Source organism: Paenibacillus sp. MMS18-CY102 (genome assembly GCF_009789195.1).
GTDB lineage: Bacteria > Bacillota > Bacilli > Paenibacillales > Paenibacillaceae > Paenibacillus_T.
This window is the reverse complement of sequence record NZ_WSTC01000014.1, coordinates 137,417-153,718: the sequence shown is the minus strand read 5'-3', so window position 1 is coordinate 153,718 and position 16,302 is coordinate 137,417. Positions and strand designations below refer to the sequence as shown.

Annotated in this window: 16 protein-coding genes and 1 pseudogene; 6 read left to right on the top strand and 11 right to left on the bottom strand. The window is 52.9% G+C overall.

Going from position 1 to position 16,302, the window contains the following annotated elements:
• The 3 genes and pseudogenes from GON22_RS12585 to GON22_RS12575 all read left to right on the top strand — a co-directional run.
• Positions 1–209: pseudogene (locus GON22_RS12585) on the top strand (DEAD/DEAH box helicase); the annotation flags it as partial.
• A 36-nt stretch (positions 210–245) separates the two neighbouring features.
• Positions 246–1,679 carry an RsmB/NOP family class I SAM-dependent RNA methyltransferase gene (locus tag GON22_RS12580; RefSeq protein ID WP_160396442.1) on the top strand — a complete coding sequence of 478 codons (1,434 nt, stop codon included), beginning with the start codon at positions 246–248 and terminating at the stop codon, positions 1,677–1,679.
• A 426-nt stretch (positions 1,680–2,105) separates the two neighbouring features.
• Complete coding sequence (locus GON22_RS12575; protein ID WP_006036210.1) at positions 2,106–2,204, top strand: hypothetical protein; 99 nt, start codon at positions 2,106–2,108, stop codon at positions 2,202–2,204.
• Between the two features lie 101 nt (positions 2,205–2,305).
• Here the strand turns inward: GON22_RS12575 and GON22_RS12570 are convergent, their stop codons facing one another.
• From GON22_RS12570 to GON22_RS12550, 5 genes are all read right to left on the bottom strand, one after another.
• Positions 2,306–3,133, bottom strand: coding sequence for a Cof-type HAD-IIB family hydrolase (locus tag GON22_RS12570; RefSeq protein WP_202113210.1), 828 nt, complete (start codon positions 3,131–3,133; stop codon positions 2,306–2,308).
• Between the two features lie 50 nt (positions 3,134–3,183).
• Positions 3,184–3,972, bottom strand: a complete 789-nt coding sequence (locus GON22_RS12565; RefSeq protein WP_160396441.1) for a pseudouridine synthase — start codon at positions 3,970–3,972, stop codon at positions 3,184–3,186.
• A complete protein-coding gene (locus GON22_RS12560) occupies positions 3,973–5,739 on the bottom strand; it encodes an RsmB/NOP family class I SAM-dependent RNA methyltransferase (protein WP_160396440.1) in 1,767 nt (588 codons plus the stop codon).
• A gap of 66 nt (positions 5,740–5,805) precedes the next feature.
• Positions 5,806–6,609 (bottom strand): GTP pyrophosphokinase, encoded by an 804-nt coding sequence (locus GON22_RS12555; protein WP_160396439.1) that lies wholly within the window; start codon positions 6,607–6,609, stop codon positions 5,806–5,808.
• Positions 6,610–6,629: 20 nt separating this feature from the next.
• A complete protein-coding gene (locus GON22_RS12550) occupies positions 6,630–7,727 on the bottom strand; it encodes a quinone-dependent dihydroorotate dehydrogenase (RefSeq protein WP_160396438.1) in 1,098 nt (365 codons plus the stop codon).
• Between the two features lie 220 nt (positions 7,728–7,947).
• Between GON22_RS12550 and GON22_RS25745 the strand changes: the two genes are divergently transcribed.
• Complete coding sequence (locus GON22_RS25745) at positions 7,948–8,085, top strand: hypothetical protein (protein WP_202113209.1); 138 nt, start codon at positions 7,948–7,950, stop codon at positions 8,083–8,085.
• A gap of 7 nt (positions 8,086–8,092) precedes the next feature.
• Here GON22_RS25745 and GON22_RS12545 read toward each other — a convergent pair whose 3' ends face one another.
• The 3 genes from GON22_RS12545 to GON22_RS12535 all read right to left on the bottom strand — a co-directional run bounded on the left by GON22_RS12545 (position 8,093) and on the right by GON22_RS12535 (position 11,254).
• Positions 8,093–9,502, bottom strand: coding sequence for a L,D-transpeptidase family protein (locus GON22_RS12545; protein WP_160396437.1), 1,410 nt, complete (start codon positions 9,500–9,502; stop codon positions 8,093–8,095).
• 148 nt (positions 9,503–9,650) lie between these two features.
• Positions 9,651–9,887: a ferredoxin gene (locus GON22_RS12540; protein WP_160396436.1), complete on the bottom strand. Its 237-nt coding sequence runs from the start codon at positions 9,885–9,887 to the stop codon at positions 9,651–9,653.
• Positions 9,888–9,967: 80 nt separating this feature from the next.
• Complete coding sequence (locus tag GON22_RS12535; RefSeq protein ID WP_160396450.1) at positions 9,968–11,254, bottom strand: DNA polymerase IV; 1,287 nt, start codon at positions 11,252–11,254, stop codon at positions 9,968–9,970.
• 216 nt (positions 11,255–11,470) lie between these two features.
• Here GON22_RS12535 and cimA point away from each other — a divergent pair, with 216 nt between their 5' ends.
• Positions 11,471–13,084 carry a citramalate synthase gene (gene cimA / locus GON22_RS12530; protein WP_160396435.1) on the top strand — a complete coding sequence of 538 codons (1,614 nt, stop codon included), beginning with the start codon at positions 11,471–11,473 and terminating at the stop codon, positions 13,082–13,084.
• A 105-nt stretch (positions 13,085–13,189) separates the two neighbouring features.
• On the opposite strand, the gene GON22_RS12525 is transcribed toward cimA, so the two are convergent.
• On the bottom strand, positions 13,190–13,735 hold the full coding sequence (locus GON22_RS12525; protein ID WP_160396434.1) for a TlpA family protein disulfide reductase: 546 nt from the start codon (positions 13,733–13,735) through the stop codon (positions 13,190–13,192).
• A 204-nt stretch (positions 13,736–13,939) separates the two neighbouring features.
• On the opposite strand from GON22_RS12525, the gene GON22_RS12520 reads away from it, so the two are divergent.
• Positions 13,940–14,425 (top strand): M67 family metallopeptidase, encoded by a 486-nt coding sequence (locus GON22_RS12520; protein ID WP_160396433.1) that lies wholly within the window; start codon positions 13,940–13,942, stop codon positions 14,423–14,425.
• Between the two features lie 31 nt (positions 14,426–14,456).
• On the opposite strand, the gene GON22_RS12515 is transcribed toward GON22_RS12520, so the two are convergent.
• Together GON22_RS12515 and GON22_RS12510 are read right to left on the bottom strand one after the other, a co-directional pair.
• Complete coding sequence (locus GON22_RS12515) at positions 14,457–15,191, bottom strand: 3'-5' exonuclease (RefSeq protein ID WP_160396432.1); 735 nt, start codon at positions 15,189–15,191, stop codon at positions 14,457–14,459.
• An 18-nt stretch (positions 15,192–15,209) separates the two neighbouring features.
• Complete coding sequence (locus GON22_RS12510) at positions 15,210–16,283, bottom strand: DUF294 nucleotidyltransferase-like domain-containing protein (protein ID WP_160396431.1); 1,074 nt, start codon at positions 16,281–16,283, stop codon at positions 15,210–15,212.
• Positions 16,284–16,302 lie beyond the last annotated feature (19 nt).

Below are 16,302 nucleotides of genomic sequence, written 5' to 3'. Positions count from 1 at the left end.
GTGGCGCTGGCTCTGCGCCAGCGGGCAAGCGCGGCGGCTCCGCCAGCGCTAGCGCGTGGGGCGATGCCCCTGCCGCTGGCGGCGGACGCGGCGGCTCCCGCGGCGGCGCTGGCTCTGCGCCAGCAGGCAAGCGCGGCGGCTCTGCTCCGCGCGGCGGCAGCTCTCGCGGTGATCGCTCGAACAACGGCGGCGGACGCCGCGGACGGTAACCGCCACTTTTTCCGATTTAGAAGGAGTGCTTGAAATTGTCCATTACCCAAGTGCGTAACCTGCTCCCGGAGACGTTCATCCAGCAGTCCCAACAGCTGCTGGGTGACCAGATGCCGGCATTTCTCGCTAGCTACGACGCGCCCCGGGCCTACGGCTTACGATTTAACCCAATAAAGTTGCCGCTCCTGCAATGGGCAGGCGATCAGCGTTTCCAAGCATTAAGCAGCCTGTTCTCGTTAGAACCAATCGAATGGTGCAAGACAGGCTTCTATTACAATGAAGCAACCCGTCCGGGCAAGCACCCGTATCATGCAGCAGGGCTCTACTATATACAAGAGCCATCAGCAATGTCAGCAGCGGACGCGCTTGAGGCGCATCCTGGCGAGACCATTCTCGACCTCGCTGCTGCGCCAGGCGGCAAGACGACCCAAATTGCTGGAGCCATGAACAATCAAGGCCTACTTATTGCGAATGAAATTCATCCCGCTCGCGCCAAAATTTTAAGCGAAAACGTCGAACGCTGCGGGTTCCGCAACACAGTCGTCACCTGCGCAACGCCCGATCAGCTTTCGGAACGTTTTCCCATTTTCTTTGACCGCATTATGCTTGACGCACCATGCTCGGGTGAAGGCATGTTCCGTAAAGACCCCGATGCGATCGCGGAATGGTCCCCGGCACATGTGGAGCTATGCGCCACTCGGCAAGCGGACATTCTCGTCCATGCTGCCCGCATGCTGAAGCCTGGTGGGCGTCTCGTCTATTCCACCTGCACGTTCAATCGCGCCGAGAATGAGGACGCTATCGCAGCGTTTCTTGAAGCATTTCCTGCTTTTAAACTGGAACGGACAGAGCGCCTATGGCCGCATCAATGCAGAGGCGAAGGGCATTTTGTCGCTGTGTTAACGAAGTCGAAAGATGCGGATGCGTCGGCAGACGCTGCCCTTTCATCCAGCCCTCGTCCGCGATCAAAACCCAAACGCAACGATCGCCGCGCAATCACCAGACCGGGCAATGGCCATGCCAATCTAACAGCCGAAATGGCTTTGTTCGAATCTTTCGCCCAGGAAGCGTTGCCTCGCTTGGCGCTTGGCCCTGGCGAACCGTTACGCTTTGGCGACGCGTTATACTGGCTGCCACATGATGCAGAAAAGCGTTTTGGCGCCTTCTCCCTGCATGGGCTAAAAGTCGTTCGTCCTGGCCTGCATCTAGGCGATATTCGAACCAAACGCATCGAGCCTGCTCATGCGCTTGCTATCTCGGTTAGCGAAGGCGAAGCTGCCCGCGCTGTATCCTATCCAGCAGATTCGCCTGAACTAGCCGCATTCCTTCGCGGCGAAGCATTGCAAGCGCCTGATGGGATTAATGGATGGACGCTAATAGCAGTCGACAGCCTTCCTGTAGGGTGGGCGAAAGCAAGCGAGAGCCAGCTCAAAAACCATTTGCCTAAAGGGCTGCGGCGGCTATCTTAAGCGCCAGCCTCCCCATGAATGCAGCATTTTTTGAACAAAAACAGGCTGAACGTTCACTCTTGCGAGACGAAACGTTCAGCCTGTTTTCACCTTCAACGAAACCAATTACTTACGAATAACTGTTAAAAATAAGGGTTTCACCAGCCTCCAGGCAAACCAAACCAAATCACCCTACACCTGTCTTTCAGCCATCTGCCCCCGCCTGCCATCTGTACCGCTAGCTGTGCACATGCCAATAACCACCTCGAGCCGGGCATGAGCCCAAATGTATAAGATACAGGGCAAATGTCCAATCGCTGCGGGCTGTTTTTCATACTATACTGTATACCGAGCGACGGGGCAGACGAAACAAACAACAACGGCAAACGAACCACAAGCGGCAGCAAGCCCCGAGGGCCGGAATAAAGATTCAGGGAGGAATATCGCATGTCCGGTGTATACGGCGGTGGAGGTTTCACGACGGCAGGTGTCATCCTGGTTCTGTTCATTCTGCTGGTAATTGTTACTCGCGGAATCTTGTACTAATCACCTGAGCGATGCGTAAACCATAGGAAAAGCGCCAGGCAGCTGAGCTGCCTGGCGCTTTTCCGGTTTTATCGGCTGAGTTGCGTTGGCTAGGCCATTCCTCAGCTTTCAGCCCTAATTCCTAATACATATTGCTCTAATGCATATTTCACGCCATCTTCAGCATTCGAGCGTGTCTGTGCATTCGCGGCTGCCTTCACTTCATCCGGCGAATTCGCCATCGCAACGCCAAGTCCCGCATATCGAAGCATGCCGATGTCATTATAATAATTGCCAATCGCCATAATATTCTGTTGGGCAATGCCCCGCTTCAAGGCGAATTGTTCAAGCGCACTGCCTTTGTTAGCTGAAGCGTGCTGGACATCTATAAAATATTCACCGCTTCGAATAACCTGCAATTCCGTATCCCAAGTCCGCCATTCCGCTTCAAGCACATCAAGTGTCGCCGGATCAGCAAAAACCGTTAACTTCACGAGATCACCCGGCACCTGTTCCCCAGGTTCAAGCACGATAGGCACAACGCCATATTTGGCATAAAGGTCGAGCCCTTCTTGGTCCACTTGCTGGAATACGTAGAGATCAAACGCCGTATTCAAATCATAGTGGACATTATGCTCTTGGCAATAAGCGACGAACCGCTCCACCTGCTCCTGCGGAAAATCAAATTGATGAATGATGCTCCGATCTTCCGCATCGACTGTAGCCGCCCCATTGTGCGTTATTATCGTCCCGCCAAGCCCAAGCTGCTCCATTATGAGCAATGCGCCGGCTGGTCCCCGTCCTGTACAAAGCATAAGCTCCGCGCCATGCAGGCCAGCAGCGCGCACGGCTTCACGCGTCCCTTCCGTCAACTCGTGGCCATCTGTAAGCAGCGTCCCGTCAACATCGAGCGCGATAAGCGCATAAGGCAGTTCGATTTGATGCGTCATTGGTATCATCCTCTCCCTCTCTTGTCCGTGAAGCTATTCCTTTTCTTTCCTTACGCATTCTCCGCTCGATGCGAACGCAGAAGCTCAATCTCATCCTCCGTTAGCTCGCGATATTCACCGATTGGCAGCGTCTCATCCAAGTGCAGCGGTCCCATGGACAGCCGCTTTAAGTAAATAACTTGTTTGCCAACCGCTTGGAACATCCGTTTGATCTGATGGAATTTGCCTTCTTGAATCGTAATTTGAATCAAAGACAACCATCCCTCATCCGTCCGCTCCGTCTGCTCGATCTCCAGCCTCGCTGGCATTGTCACATAGCCATCATCCAACTCGACGCCAGAAGCGAACTGGTCGCGATCCGCTTGACCCACTGCTTCCTCACCCAATACGCGTGCAAAATAAGTTTTGGACACATGCTTGCGCGGCGACAGCAAATCGTGAGCCAACTGCCCATCATTGGTCAGCAGCAGCAAACCCTCCGTATCCTTATCCAATCGGCCAACGGGGAATGGCTGAAGCACCTGATCGTTTGTGTCGAGCAAGTCGATCACCGTTTGGTCGCGAGAATCCTCTGTTGCAGACACTACGCCAGGCGGCTTATGAAGCATTAAGTAAATGACATCCCGATAAATGACCTGTTCGCCGTTAAACGCAACCTGTTGCTCTTTCGGCTTAATTTGAAGCCCGCTATCCTTCACTACGCGGCCATCAACCGTCACGCTGCCCTGCTTCACCGCTTTCTTAATCTCGCTGCGTGTTCCATAGCCCATATTGGATAACAGCTTGTCCAATCGAAGCCTTTTATCTGCCAACGTTTTCTCCTTGCTTGCTTTGCCCATCTATACCCATCTCCATCCAGCCGGCAGCTCGTTTTTCAGCATGCCAGACGCGTATTTGCCCCAGCCGAGCGGATATCCGTCCACGCACACAAGCGTATAGCCTTTAACTAGCGTATCCGCCGGAATCGCCACAGTCAAAGCCTCGGGGTCCAAATGAAGTGTCTCGCCTTTCAAATAACGCAAAATCGCTGGATCATCCACTGGCGCATGCCAAGACAGCTTCGCCTCACTCGCTTTTAATCCCATCGCTAGCGCTTGTGATGGCTCGAACCGATATGCGCCTGCATCGCCCAAATACCAACCAGCGCGAACGACACGCAAGCCGTCTAACGAAGGCATCCCGCTGGGCTGCAGATAGACGCGCGCGCCGAATGCAACAATCGTGCCGGACCAATTCTCTGCTCCTGCCAAATGCTCGTTCGCGAATTCGCGCCAGGACGTTGCCGGATCAATCGCTGCAGCAGTTGCCGAACCGCCACGGCCACCCTTGCCCGAGCCTGTCCGCGATTGAGGCTGCTCGCCGCGCTTGCCGCCACTGGCTGCCCCTTTTGCGTTAGCCCCGCGAGCACGCAGCTTCGGCTCTTCGCTCCCACGCCCGCTACGCTTGCTGCCGCGCTCACGATGCTGCGGCTCCGTTGCCGCAGCAAGCGCCTGGCTGTTGCCTCGGCTGCCAGGCCCCTCGCCTCTTGCATGCATCGCTCCGGCATGGCCATCATGCTGAACGGCCTGCGCTGCCCCTTCTTGTGCCGAACGCCGGCGGATAACAGCAGCAAAATGCCCCTCGCCATCCAGCAAATGCGGCCATAGCCGCACCATGCCGCAGGCAGCCCAGCCATCGGCTTCCTCGGCAGCATTCGACCCGATGCCAGCGGCTTGGCCGGCCTGGGCACCAATCGCTGTGCCTGATTCGTCTCCAGGCTCTGTGCGAACACCAGCACCAGCAGTTCGTCCCCATTCCGGCCGGCCTGGCACGAACCCAGGCGCTAGCCGGACCGGAACGGCCTCCAGCTCATCATTTGCTGCTAAGATCGCTGCAATCTGCGCTTCGTTCTCTGCTGGAGAGAACGTGCAAGTCGAATATACCAATAGGCCGCCAGGCGCTAGCATTGCTGTTGCGTCTCGCAAAATATCCCGCTGCATGATCGAGCAACGCTCCACGGAGTGCCGCTCCCAAGCTGCTATCATGGATTCATCCTTGCGGAACATCCCTTCGCCCGAGCACGGCGCATCTACGAGAATGCGGTCGAACCATCCATCGAACACCGGCACGAGTGAAGCTGGCTCTTCATTTAATACGACAGCGTTGCGTACGCCTGCCAACTCAATATTTTTCGCCAGCGCCTTCGTTCGCTCTGCTGCATTATCATTGGACACCAGAATGCCCGTCCCTTGCAGCTTCGCCGCAATTTGAGTCGACTTGCCGCCAGGCGCCGCGCATAAATCAAGCACGCGATGCCCAGGCTGAACGTCCAGCAGCTCGACTGGCGCCATCGCGCTAGGTTCTTGAATATAGTATAAACCCGCGTGGTAATAGGGATGCTTGCCAGGACGGTCATCACCGTTATAATAACTGCCAGTGCTGCACCATGGGATCGGGCGCAGCCGCCAAGGCGACAGCTTCGCCCACTGCGCTTCTCCAACCTTCAAGCTATTCATGCGAAGCCCGTACAGCCTCGGCGCATCATAAGATCCCATGAAATCGTCGATCTGCTCGCCTAGCAGCCGTTTCATCTGCTCGACGAACACCGTCGGCAAGTCGTATTTCATCTTCCTGTCCTCCTGCTAGCCAGAACAAAAGCCGGGCCGACCCGCAAGGTCGCCCGGCCTTTATGTCTAATGCTGTCCGCTTCGTTTTGCTTTAATAATCGACTGGTCCAGCTCATCCGATAACTGCTTCAAACCAAACACGTCCTCTTGCTCCCACAGCTCGTTGAATTTCAACTGGAACTGGGCAGCCTCACGGAATCGGTGATAGAAGTATAGATGCTGAATGCCTGTCAGTACGCGGGAGACGACGTTTGACTTCTCCTCGAATCCGCGTTGGGCATCCAATATTTCCGCTCGAATGCTTGACATTTCGGTATCGAGCAACGATGCAGCTTCCGCCGCTTTTTTCAATCGATGCCGTACGTCCTCTGGCAAGCTTTCTTTATATTTGTAGTTCAAGGAATGCTCAATTGTCGCCCAGAAGTTCATCGCTAGCGTCCGAATTTGAATTTCGGCCAGCACCTTCTTCAGGCCGAGCGCGGTTTGAACCGGATACTCAACGATCATATGATAGCTGCGGTAGCCGCTGTCCTTGAAGTTCGTAATATAATCTTTCTCGTATACGAGCGTCAGGTCTTGGCGGGAGCGAATGAGGCCAGCTACGCGATGAATATCATCAACGAATTGGCACATAATCCGTATGCCTGCAATATCTTCAATCCCGTATTCCAGCTTATCCGGCGGCACTTGCAGCCGTTTGGCTTTCTCCATGACGCTCGAAATTTTTTTGACACGGCCGGTGACGAATTCAATCGGAGCATACGCTTCACGCATCTTGAGTTCCGACCGCATCGTCTTCAGCTTGACCTTTAATTCCTCAACAGCTTGCTCATAGGGTTGCAAAAATAAATTCCAATCTCTTCCGTCCATCCGGCCGCCTCCTGTTCCGATTAGTGATGGCTGGAGCCTACCGCTTCCTTCACGCTTCGATATCCGTCCCGTCTAAGCCGTTCCTTCAATCCGTCGGTCAGTTCACGGAACACCTCGGGTCCTTTATAAATAAGCGCAGTGTAAATTTCGACTAAACTCGCACCTGCGCGAATTTTATCGTATGCGTCATCGGCTGTAAAAATGCCTCCGGAGCCAATAATAGGCAGCTTGCCGCCCGTTTGGCGATAAACAGACGCTATAACCTCCGTCGAACGGTCACGCAGCGGCTTGCCGCTCATGCCGCCCATTTCCTTCGCGTTAGCATGGGTCAGCCCTTCACGCGACAACGTCGTGTTCGTCGCAATGATGCCGGCGATGCCGCTAGAAGCGATCGTATCCACCGTATACTCCAACTGCTCGTCCGTCATATCTGGAGCAATCTTGACAAGTGCTGGCTTCACTTGCTGCCCGCGCTTCGCAGCTTGTGCAGCCATCTCCTCCGTAACCGTCGCAAGCAGCAGCCGCAGCTCATCGCCATGCTGGAGCGCCCTCAGGTCCGGCGTGTTAGGCGAGCTAATATTTACGACGAAGAAATCGCCATAATCATACAACGTTTGAATGCAGCTGCGATAATCCTCGTGCGCCAGTTCATTTGGCGTTGTTTTATTTTTGCCAATGTTGACAGCCAGAGGAACCGTACGGTTGCGGCGCTTGCCCAGCTTGTCCGCCATCGCTTGCGCACCTTCATTATTAAAACCCATTCGGTTAATTAACGCTTCATCTGGCGGGAGCCTGAACAGGCGCGGTTGGTCGTTGCCCGCCTGTCCCTTAGGCGTCACAGTCCCTACTTCCATGAAAGCAAGGCCTACATTTGAGAAGCTGTCCGTTGCCGCTCCATTCTTATCGAGCCCCGCTGCCAATCCGATCGGGTGGGCAAATGACATGCCCAGCAGGTCAATTGCTAGCTCTGGCGCTGCATTCACGCCATATAACGAGCGCAGTATCGCGGTCGCGCCTGGCACTTTCCCTGCGGCAGATAACCCGCCGATCGTAAGATGGTGGGCTCGTTCCGCATCCAGCTTGAACATCAACGGTTTGAGCATTTTTGTATACAGCAAAGGTGTTCACTCCGTTCTCTATAATCAGTACGCATTAATTCTCTACCCTTTAGTGTAGCTGTTTCTAGAGGAAAAGAAAAGAGCCGCCCCTTATCAGAGCTAGCTCAATCGCATCTATTCACCACATTGTTAACTGGATGCCATATTGCAGCGTTTCACGCAAACGGTTACAATACAAGTATTCGCAGTTTCCTACTTCCCTATAGAAAGGGTGATCGCCATGAGCGCACCGAAACGCAAAGCGCCTGCGATGAAAGTTAAGCAGGCAGAGACGGTCAACAAACGGGCACTAATCTGGATCTCTTCTATTGTAGGCATCATTATCGTCGGAATGGCCCTATTGCTTATTCTTACATAATTTAGCCTTAATCCAACCATGCATAAACACCGCGAGGGTTTGTCTCGTCTTGCTTCGGATCTAGCCGGAATCGGCTCTCAGATCCCGAAACATCGCCGGGCAGCCCTCCTTTTTGTATCGTCACCCGTGTGCCCAGCGGCACAAGATCGTAAAGTTCCTCCACATCTTCCTTGCTCATCCGTATGCAGCCTAGTGATTCGTCGCCTCCTAGGCTTTGCGGCTCATCCGTTCCATGAATCGCATAACGGGTATTCGACAATGTCATGCCCCGGCTTCCAAATGGCCCATCTGAGCGCCCATTCGGATTTTCCACCTTCTCGCTAATGTTAAATTCGCCTTCGGGCGTTCGTCCGCCCCCAAGCCCAACCTTATACGACCGTACTAGCACATCGCCACTCACAACTGCTAGCCTGTGCACGTTCTTATCCACAATGATGCGAAGCGGCTCATTCGAGAGAGACAGCTTAGCCTCGGCGCCACTTCCCGATCCCTGCCCTTTCGCCGAGCCTTGCCCTGTGCCATGCGAAGCTCCCGCCGCTCCTCCAGTCCCTTGCTTGCCGCCTTTAGCCGATTGCCGCAACTGCTCCTTCGCTCCCTCTAGCACTTGGCCAAACATCGCATTCATTAACGCCGTATCCCCTGAAATCGTATTGTTAGGATAGGGTTGCGTGAGTTCCGCAATAGAAGCAGGCCACTTCCCGACCCGCGCAAAATATTGCCGTATGCCGCTGCTCAGCGCCCAGCGCTGCTCCTGTTCCTGGCTCCAGTCCGCAAACGCCGCATAAGCGCTTGTTGCATCTGCCGGCTCACAATCGCATAGGCGTGACTCGTACCAGCTCATTTGGACCACGCCACCAGCAGGCATGCGCTGTACAGCGAACAGCAGCGACGTATTCCCGTTCCAATTGCGCCAGCCATCCAATTGCTGCAGCCGCGCAGTAATGCCCAACGCTGCCCGCCGCTCGCCAACTGACAGCTGATGCATAGCCTCTCCCAGCTCCTCCGCTTCCGTCGATTGCACGAACACAACGCCCACTGCTGCTGCATCAATCGGGCGAGAATGTGTCACTAGCTTCTCCTCATCCGTGAATTGCCCTCGCGGCCACGCAATAATGAGAAGCAGCAGCGCAGCAGCAATCGTTGCTGCCCGGTACCATAAGCGGCGAATACGCGCCTTGCGCAGCCATTCTAACGCGTGGGCTGCCTGCGCTTGAATTTGCGCCTGTGCTTCATCCAATGGGTTTAACCGTTGCTCGAAAGCCTCATATACATCTCCAGCCTGAATATAGCAGTAATTCGCTTTTGCATCTTTTCCTTGATCCTCGTATTGCTTGCCAAGCAAGTACCAGGCCATTTGATTATCGGGATGTCTCTTCACATATTGTTTCAAATGCTCGGCATGACGGATCGGCTCCATACATGGCTCACCTCCAAATACGCGTAACGCAGGTTCTTACCCCTTATATCGGAACTTAACCGCTAAACGATAATTCCAGAAGGCAAATTCAGCATATAAAAAAGCCTTGTCCAATTAACGGACAAGGCTTGGAGGCAGTTCTGTACGATTAGGCGTTGAATGGTTCGTCTGCGATCTTGATGGAATCTGTCGGGCAGCCGTCAGCTGCATCTTGCAGGTCATCATACAAGTCCTCTGGAATTGCTTTCGTGCCTGTGTTGCCGTCAGCCTGGTAGATCGTTTCTGCAAGGCCTTCATCGTCGTAATCATAAATGTCAGGAGCAGTAGCTCCGCATGCGCCACATGCGATGCACGTATCTTTATCTACCCAAGTAAATTTGCCCATGATAAACCCTCCTATAAATATTGCAGTAAACTAGCATTATATGATAATGCGTGATGTATGAGTGAATTCAAAAGAATTCTTCACTCATCACTATATATCATATGCTCGTCAGTTTGCAAGGATGTACCGCGAATTCGCTTATTCCGAATTAAGGCAGATGGATCGTCGCCAAGCATCCCGGCTGTCAGCACTGCGCTCTCTCCGAATTTGTCGCGAAGTGCGTCCATTGCGCGCGTCAGCGCCTCTTTACGAGGTTGCTCTTCATAATTAAATAGATCCAGCTGCACCGCTGTATCGACTTTCCGTGACAGCTGCTGCAATGTTACGCCTAGCAACCGAACTGGCTCCGGTTCCATCCAGTTCGCATCGAACAGCCGGCAGGCTTCCCTATAAAATATATCAGCCGTCTCCGTCGGCACGTCCAGCGTCGCCGACCGCTGAATCGTCGACATATCCGGCCTGCGGATCGTCACTTGGACGACCTTCGCCATCATTTGCTGCCGGCGGAGGCGCCGGCCCGTCTGGTCAGCTAAATTCAGCAGCACGCGGTGCGCATCCTCCCGTTTGGTCAGATCGGCTGGCAGCGTCGTCGTATGCCCAATCGATTTGTTTCGCTCACGCCCCTCCTTAACCGGAGAGTCATCGAGCCCATGTGCTGCAGCCTTCATCCAATGCCCATATACGCCGAATTGCCGCACGAGCAACGTTTCCTCCGTTGCTGCCAGTTGGCCGATCGTCATAATGTTCAGCTTCCGCAGCTTTTCCGCTGTCTTCCGGCCAATCCCAAACAACGTATCACACGGCTTATCCCACAACAGCGATGGAACATCCCGAATTCGAAGTATCGTAAGCCCATTAGGCTTATGCATATCGGACGCCATCTTCGCAAGCAGCTTGTTCGGCGCTACGCCTATTGAGCAAGGAAGTGACCATTCCGTTCGAATGCGGCGCTGGATCTCCTGGGCAATATCAAGCGGCGAGCCGAATTGCTTTGAACCTGTAATATCCAAATAACACTCATCAATCGATGTTGCCTCAACTAGCGGCGTATATTGGTTTGCGATCGTCATAAAACCGCGCGAGTATTGCCGATACAGTTCGAAGTCGGGGCGAATGAGCATAAGCTCCGGACAGAGCCGCATCGCCTGCTTGACCGTCATGCCTGTGCGAACCCCTTTGCTTCTGGCGGCATAAGAACAGGTTACAATGATCCCTTTGCGCAGCTCTACGCTTCCCGCTACTGCCGTTGGCTGGCCGGCATATTGGTGCGGATCCTCTGCCTCGTGCACCGAACAATAAAACGCATTCATATCTAGGTGTAGGATGACCCTGCCTTTGGCCGGATAATAACGGTCATTTTGCTCCATCTCACCACCCCTTTTCGCTCCTAGCGTGCTTAAACTCCGTCCATTGCGCGTCCTCTTCAGCATACCCCCTTCATCTCCCAAGGGTCAACGGGAACACAGCCTAAAAAAAATAACGCTTCCTCTCTACATTCCGTTGGACAAGTGTTATAATAGGAAATTATGACTTGAGAACGAACGTTTTTCGGAACGGATATTGAAGGAGGGGACGTCCCGGCCATGACCAATGCCATCTCGATCTTTGACACAACGCTGCGCGACGGCACACAAGGTGAAGGGATCAGCCTGTCAGCGGAAGACAAACTCAAAATTGCCCTGAAACTTGACGCATTGGGCGTTCATTATATTGAAGGCGGCAATCCTGGAAGCAACGGCAAAGACATTGAATTTTTCCAACGCGCGAAGTCGCTTGGGCTGAATGCGAAGCTTACTGCATTTGGCAGCACTCGCCGCAAAAACAGTATCGCCGAGCATGACTCCAGCCTCGTGCGCATCGTTGAATCAGGCGTGCCTGCTGCGACGCTCGTCGGCAAATCGTGGGATTTCCACGTCCACACCGCGCTGCAAACAACGCTTGAAGAAAATATCGCAATGATTTACGATTCCATCGCTTATTTGAAGCGGAATGGAATCGAAGCCATGTTCGACGCTGAGCATTTCTTCGACGGCTACAAGAACAATCCGGAATACACATTGTCTGTATTGAAACGTGCCCAAGAGGCTGGTGCAGACTGGCTCGTCTTGTGTGACACGAACGGCGGCACATTGCCTGGCGAGATCCATGAGATCGTTTCCCACATCCGTTCGGAGCTAAGTGCGCCAATCGGCATTCATACCCATAACGACTGCGAATTGGCTGTCGCGAACTCACTTGCAGCTATCCAGGCTGGCGCACGCCAGGTGCAGGGCACCATCAACGGTTATGGCGAACGATGCGGCAATGCGAACCTTTGCTCCATCATCCCGAACTTGCAGCTCAAAATGGGCTATTCTTGCGTGAGCACGCAGCAGCTTCAAGCGTTGACCGGCACGGCGCGTTACATTAGCGAAATCGCAAACGTACACATGCCGGTTGGGCAACCTTATGTTGGCAATGCAGCATTTGCACATAAAGGCGGCATTCACGTATCTGCGATTATGAAGGATTCCAAGACGTATGAGCACATTGTGCCTGAGCTTGTCGGCAACAAACAGCGCATTCTCGTATCGGAGCTTGCAGGCCAAAGCAATATCATCTCCAAGGCGCAAGAACTCGGGCTGGACGTCAATGCCAACACCGAGAAAACGAAAGACATCATGAACCGGATCAAGGACCTTGAGCATCAAGGCTACCAATTCGAGGGTGCTGATGCATCGCTTGAACTGCTGCTCCGCGAAGCTTACGGCGAAACAACCGAATTGTTCAAGGTTGAATCGTTCAAAATGCTTGTCGATAAATCCAATGGCCACATGCTGTCTGAAGCAATTGTGAAGATCACGGTTGATGGCCAAACCGTATACACGGCTGCCGAAGGCAATGGTCCCGTTAATGCAATGGACAATGCCCTTCGCAAGGCGCTTGTTCAATTCTACCCGGAAATCAACAACATTCATTTGTCCGATTACAAAGTGCGTGTTATTGATGAGAAGGACGCGACCGCTGCTAAAGTACGCGTTCTCGTCGAATCGTCTGACTTTGAAAACACCTGGAGCACAGTCGGCGTTTCCAGCAACGTTGTTGAAGCAAGCTGGGAAGCACTCGTCGACAGCATTCGTTACGCACTGCTCGGCATGTCGAAGATTGAATCGGTCGGCTATGAGTCGCACGAGCGCCTTGGCCTCGTAAATCACTAGCCATAGGGATACAAACAGAAAGGCTGCACGCGTCATCTAGACGGTGCAGCCTTTCTTGTTGCCGTTATTGCCAATTCTTATCGAGCCAGCTATCAACTAGCCCATTCACCCTGCGTCACTTGCGTATTCTTTCACAATTCGCTCAAAATCCGCTAACGTTACTACACCATTAATTCGTTCTACAATCTTGCCGCTTCGGTCCACAACGAATGAAGTCGGGTACTGGCTGACTTTGTATTGCACTGTCGCATCATCATCCCTATCCATTAGGATCGGAAATGTCAGCTTCTGTTGGTCAACGAACTCCCGCGCACTCCGTTCACGGTCATGCTTCGTGCTGTTCACGCCTAGGAACGAGATTTTATCGCCATACTTCTCAAAAGCCTCTTGCAGCTCAGGCGCCTCTAGCTCACAAGGGCCGCACCACGCTGCCCAAAAATTAATAAACCGCACCTTATCACTCGCCCCCCCAACCTGCACCATATTTTCCTGCAAGTCTGGAAGTTGAACGACAGGGGCATCATAACCAGCTTTCGGTTTCGTTGTTGTTGCTGTAGCAGCTGTTTTTTCTTTATTTTGCGTAAACTGTGTTATCGCTATAACGACGAGCGCTGCCGCGACAAGCACAACAAGTATCATTTTCCGATTCATTCAAGGCCCAGCCCTTCCCTAACTAACTTCCTTTCATGTTACCACGCAGCCATAGGCCTGCTCAAGCGACCAGCCGCTTCAATTCACATCGTTCTATTATGGTTTCATGAATATGACACAATCCGGCTAGCAATAGTATCCCCGCCAACTAAAGTACGCTATACTGGTTTGCAGCACCCATTCTTTAAGATGTCAGGAGCCTTCATGTTGGATTCAACAGCTGCATCAACCCTTTCACTCAGCCCACAGGCTTATGCTTCCATCGTTAGCTACTGTCAATCACAATTGCCCAACGAAGCGTGCGGCCTGCTCGCCAGTAGCGTTACATCACCTAGTTCAACCTTATCCGATAATGTCCCACTCGCCGTGGATGTTGCCTTGCCCATTGCTAACGTCCACCCCGAACCACGGCATGCATTCACATTTGACCCACAAGCGTGGATCAATGCCTATTACTTCATGATGCGAACGAACCAGTCTCTCATCGGGTATTTTCACAGCCATCCCACGACAGCGCCTATCCCCTCCTTGTCGGACGCTGCCGGATTGCCGCAAGGAACTGACCCTGTCATGCTTATTGTCTCGTTCGCTGCGACACAACCACAATTGAGCGCTTACCGCCTGTTATCATCGGCACAAACATGGTTCACACTTACGGTTGCGATCACGCCAGAAGCCCCTATAAAATAAACAACCCAAGAGCTCCGCTCTTGGGTGGTCATTATTTGCTTAAATAAGCGTACAAATCGTCTAATGTTACAATGTTGCGCTCTTGAATTTTTTTGAGATAAGCCATCCACAGCTTAGCTGTCATAATGGAGTCCTTAAGTGCATGATGCCGGTCTGCGATCGGAATATTTGCGCTTTCCAGCAATTCGTCCAAACCATACCCCTCAGGTCGCTTTGGCTCCAGCCATTTGGCCACCATCATCGTATCCAGCAATCGATGCGTGAGGTTAACTTTAGACGTTCGCCATAACGCTGCATTGAGAAATTGTTTATCGTGGCCGCTGCCATGTGCAATTAATATGCGGCGGCCGACGAACTCCATAAAATCATGCAGCACTTGCATCAGATCGGGCGCACCTTCAACCATTTCATTCGTAATGCCAGTCAATTGCGTGATATGCATTGGAATTCGGCGTTTTGGATTGACCAAGCTATAGAAAGAAACATCCTCGAATATTTCGTCGCCCTTAACTAACACAGCACCGAACGAAATGATTTCATCACCATTATATGGATAAAACCCCGTCGTTTCGAGATCGAACACGATGAATTCCAGCTCCCGCAGCGGAATATCTAATGTAGATTTCTTGCGCTGTTCCTTCGCCATCGATCGAATGAACGCCATCTGCTGAGCATTCTGAGAGCCGAGCATGGATGCGATTGCCGGGGTTATCCCGCCCATTTTGTACAGATGCCACATCCGCCCGGCGCCCTTCTGTTCTTTCATCGCCTGTTCCCCTCCGAATTACCTTAACTTGCCTGAGGTATGCTTAAAAACGCGCCGCTGCAGCTTTTTCCCGACTTTGAGCCCACTCTTGAGCTCTTCGATTAGCTCTTTGGAAAGCTTCCCAACAGCCAGCTTGCCATTATTGGTGTACAGCCCTTTTTCATGCTTCTCGGTCGTCATCAACCGCAACCTCAAAAACAATCGAAATGCATTCGTGATCGAATTCGCTTCTTCCGATGTAATTACGCCTGTAGCAAGAAGCGCCTTCATCCGGCCAGTTGTCTTCGTTTCACGGATGCCTTGGAGAATAGCCATTAGCCGGATAGCATTGACCATCGGAATGTAGGCGCCATACTTCAGGTCCAGGCTGCCAGCATCTTCGCCATACTGTTCTTTCAACAACTGGCCAAACACGCCGAGCAGCACCTTATGGCGCATCGTATTTTCTAGCATACGGGTCGTAATCATTGGATGATTGCGCACATCATTAAAAAAGACATCTTTCAATTGTTCGGACAGCGCATACTCCCCATATACGCAGCGTCCATCAGCAACAATTAACAAATACCGCACCGCTTCCCACGCCGGCTCCTCAAACCACCCATTGATTTGCGCTCGCCATTGGCTAAGCGGCATGCCCCACGAAGGGTTGTCGCTCAGCACGTTCCCCTCACACCGAGGGAATCCCAACCATTCTAATTGAATGACAATTTGCTTCGATAACTCGGTAAAATAAAGCCTGCCAGCCTCCGCCTGCTCCAACGAGTCGATATCTGCATATACGAGGCCGCTATCTTGATCGCTCGATAGAGTCTGCTCTTGTCTTCCTCCGCTTCCGAACAGCAAATATGCATAAGGCACGGGAGGAGAACCCATCCCCATCCGTGCCAAATGTGCTTCTGCGAGGCTTATCGCGCGTCTAATGATTGCATCATAAGCCTCGTTCAGCTCGTTATAAAACTGTTCGACCGGCAGTTCAGACCGTATCGCTTCCATACGATCGTTAACATGATCCCGCAGGCTGCGCAGCGCGCTTTCATCGACCGCATTATCGATCGACTTCAAGAGCTGCACCGCTTCCGGATCGCTCATGCCCTGTCCTCTCCCCTCG

Coding starts and splice junctions, on each gene's coding strand:
- GON22_RS12575 (WP_006036210.1), top strand. CDS start 2,106: ATGTCCGGTGTATACGGCGGTGGAGGTTTCACGACGGCAGGTGTCATC.
- GON22_RS12570 (WP_202113210.1), bottom strand. CDS start 3,133: ATGACGCATCAAATCGAACTGCCTTATGCGCTTATCGCGCTCGATGTT.
- GON22_RS12565 (WP_160396441.1), bottom strand. CDS start 3,972: ATGGGCAAAGCAAGCAAGGAGAAAACGTTGGCAGATAAAAGGCTTCGA.
- GON22_RS12560 (WP_160396440.1), bottom strand. CDS start 5,739: ATGAAATACGACTTGCCGACGGTGTTCGTCGAGCAGATGAAACGGCTG.
- GON22_RS12555 (WP_160396439.1), bottom strand. CDS start 6,609: ATGGACGGAAGAGATTGGAATTTATTTTTGCAACCCTATGAGCAAGCT.
- GON22_RS25745 (WP_202113209.1), top strand. CDS start 7,948: ATGAGCGCACCGAAACGCAAAGCGCCTGCGATGAAAGTTAAGCAGGCA.
- GON22_RS12545 (WP_160396437.1), bottom strand. CDS start 9,502: ATGGAGCCGATCCGTCATGCCGAGCATTTGAAACAATATGTGAAGAGA.
- GON22_RS12540 (WP_160396436.1), bottom strand. CDS start 9,887: ATGGGCAAATTTACTTGGGTAGATAAAGATACGTGCATCGCATGTGGC.
- GON22_RS12535 (WP_160396450.1), bottom strand. CDS start 11,254: ATGGAGCAAAATGACCGTTATTATCCGGCCAAAGGCAGGGTCATCCTA.
- cimA (WP_160396435.1), top strand. CDS start 11,471: ATGACCAATGCCATCTCGATCTTTGACACAACGCTGCGCGACGGCACA.
- GON22_RS12525 (WP_160396434.1), bottom strand. CDS start 13,735: ATGAATCGGAAAATGATACTTGTTGTGCTTGTCGCGGCAGCGCTCGTC.
- GON22_RS12520 (WP_160396433.1), top strand. CDS start 13,940: ATGTTGGATTCAACAGCTGCATCAACCCTTTCACTCAGCCCACAGGCT.
- GON22_RS12515 (WP_160396432.1), bottom strand. CDS start 15,191: ATGAAAGAACAGAAGGGCGCCGGGCGGATGTGGCATCTGTACAAAATG.
- GON22_RS12510 (WP_160396431.1), bottom strand. CDS start 16,283: ATGAGCGATCCGGAAGCGGTGCAGCTCTTGAAGTCGATCGATAATGCG.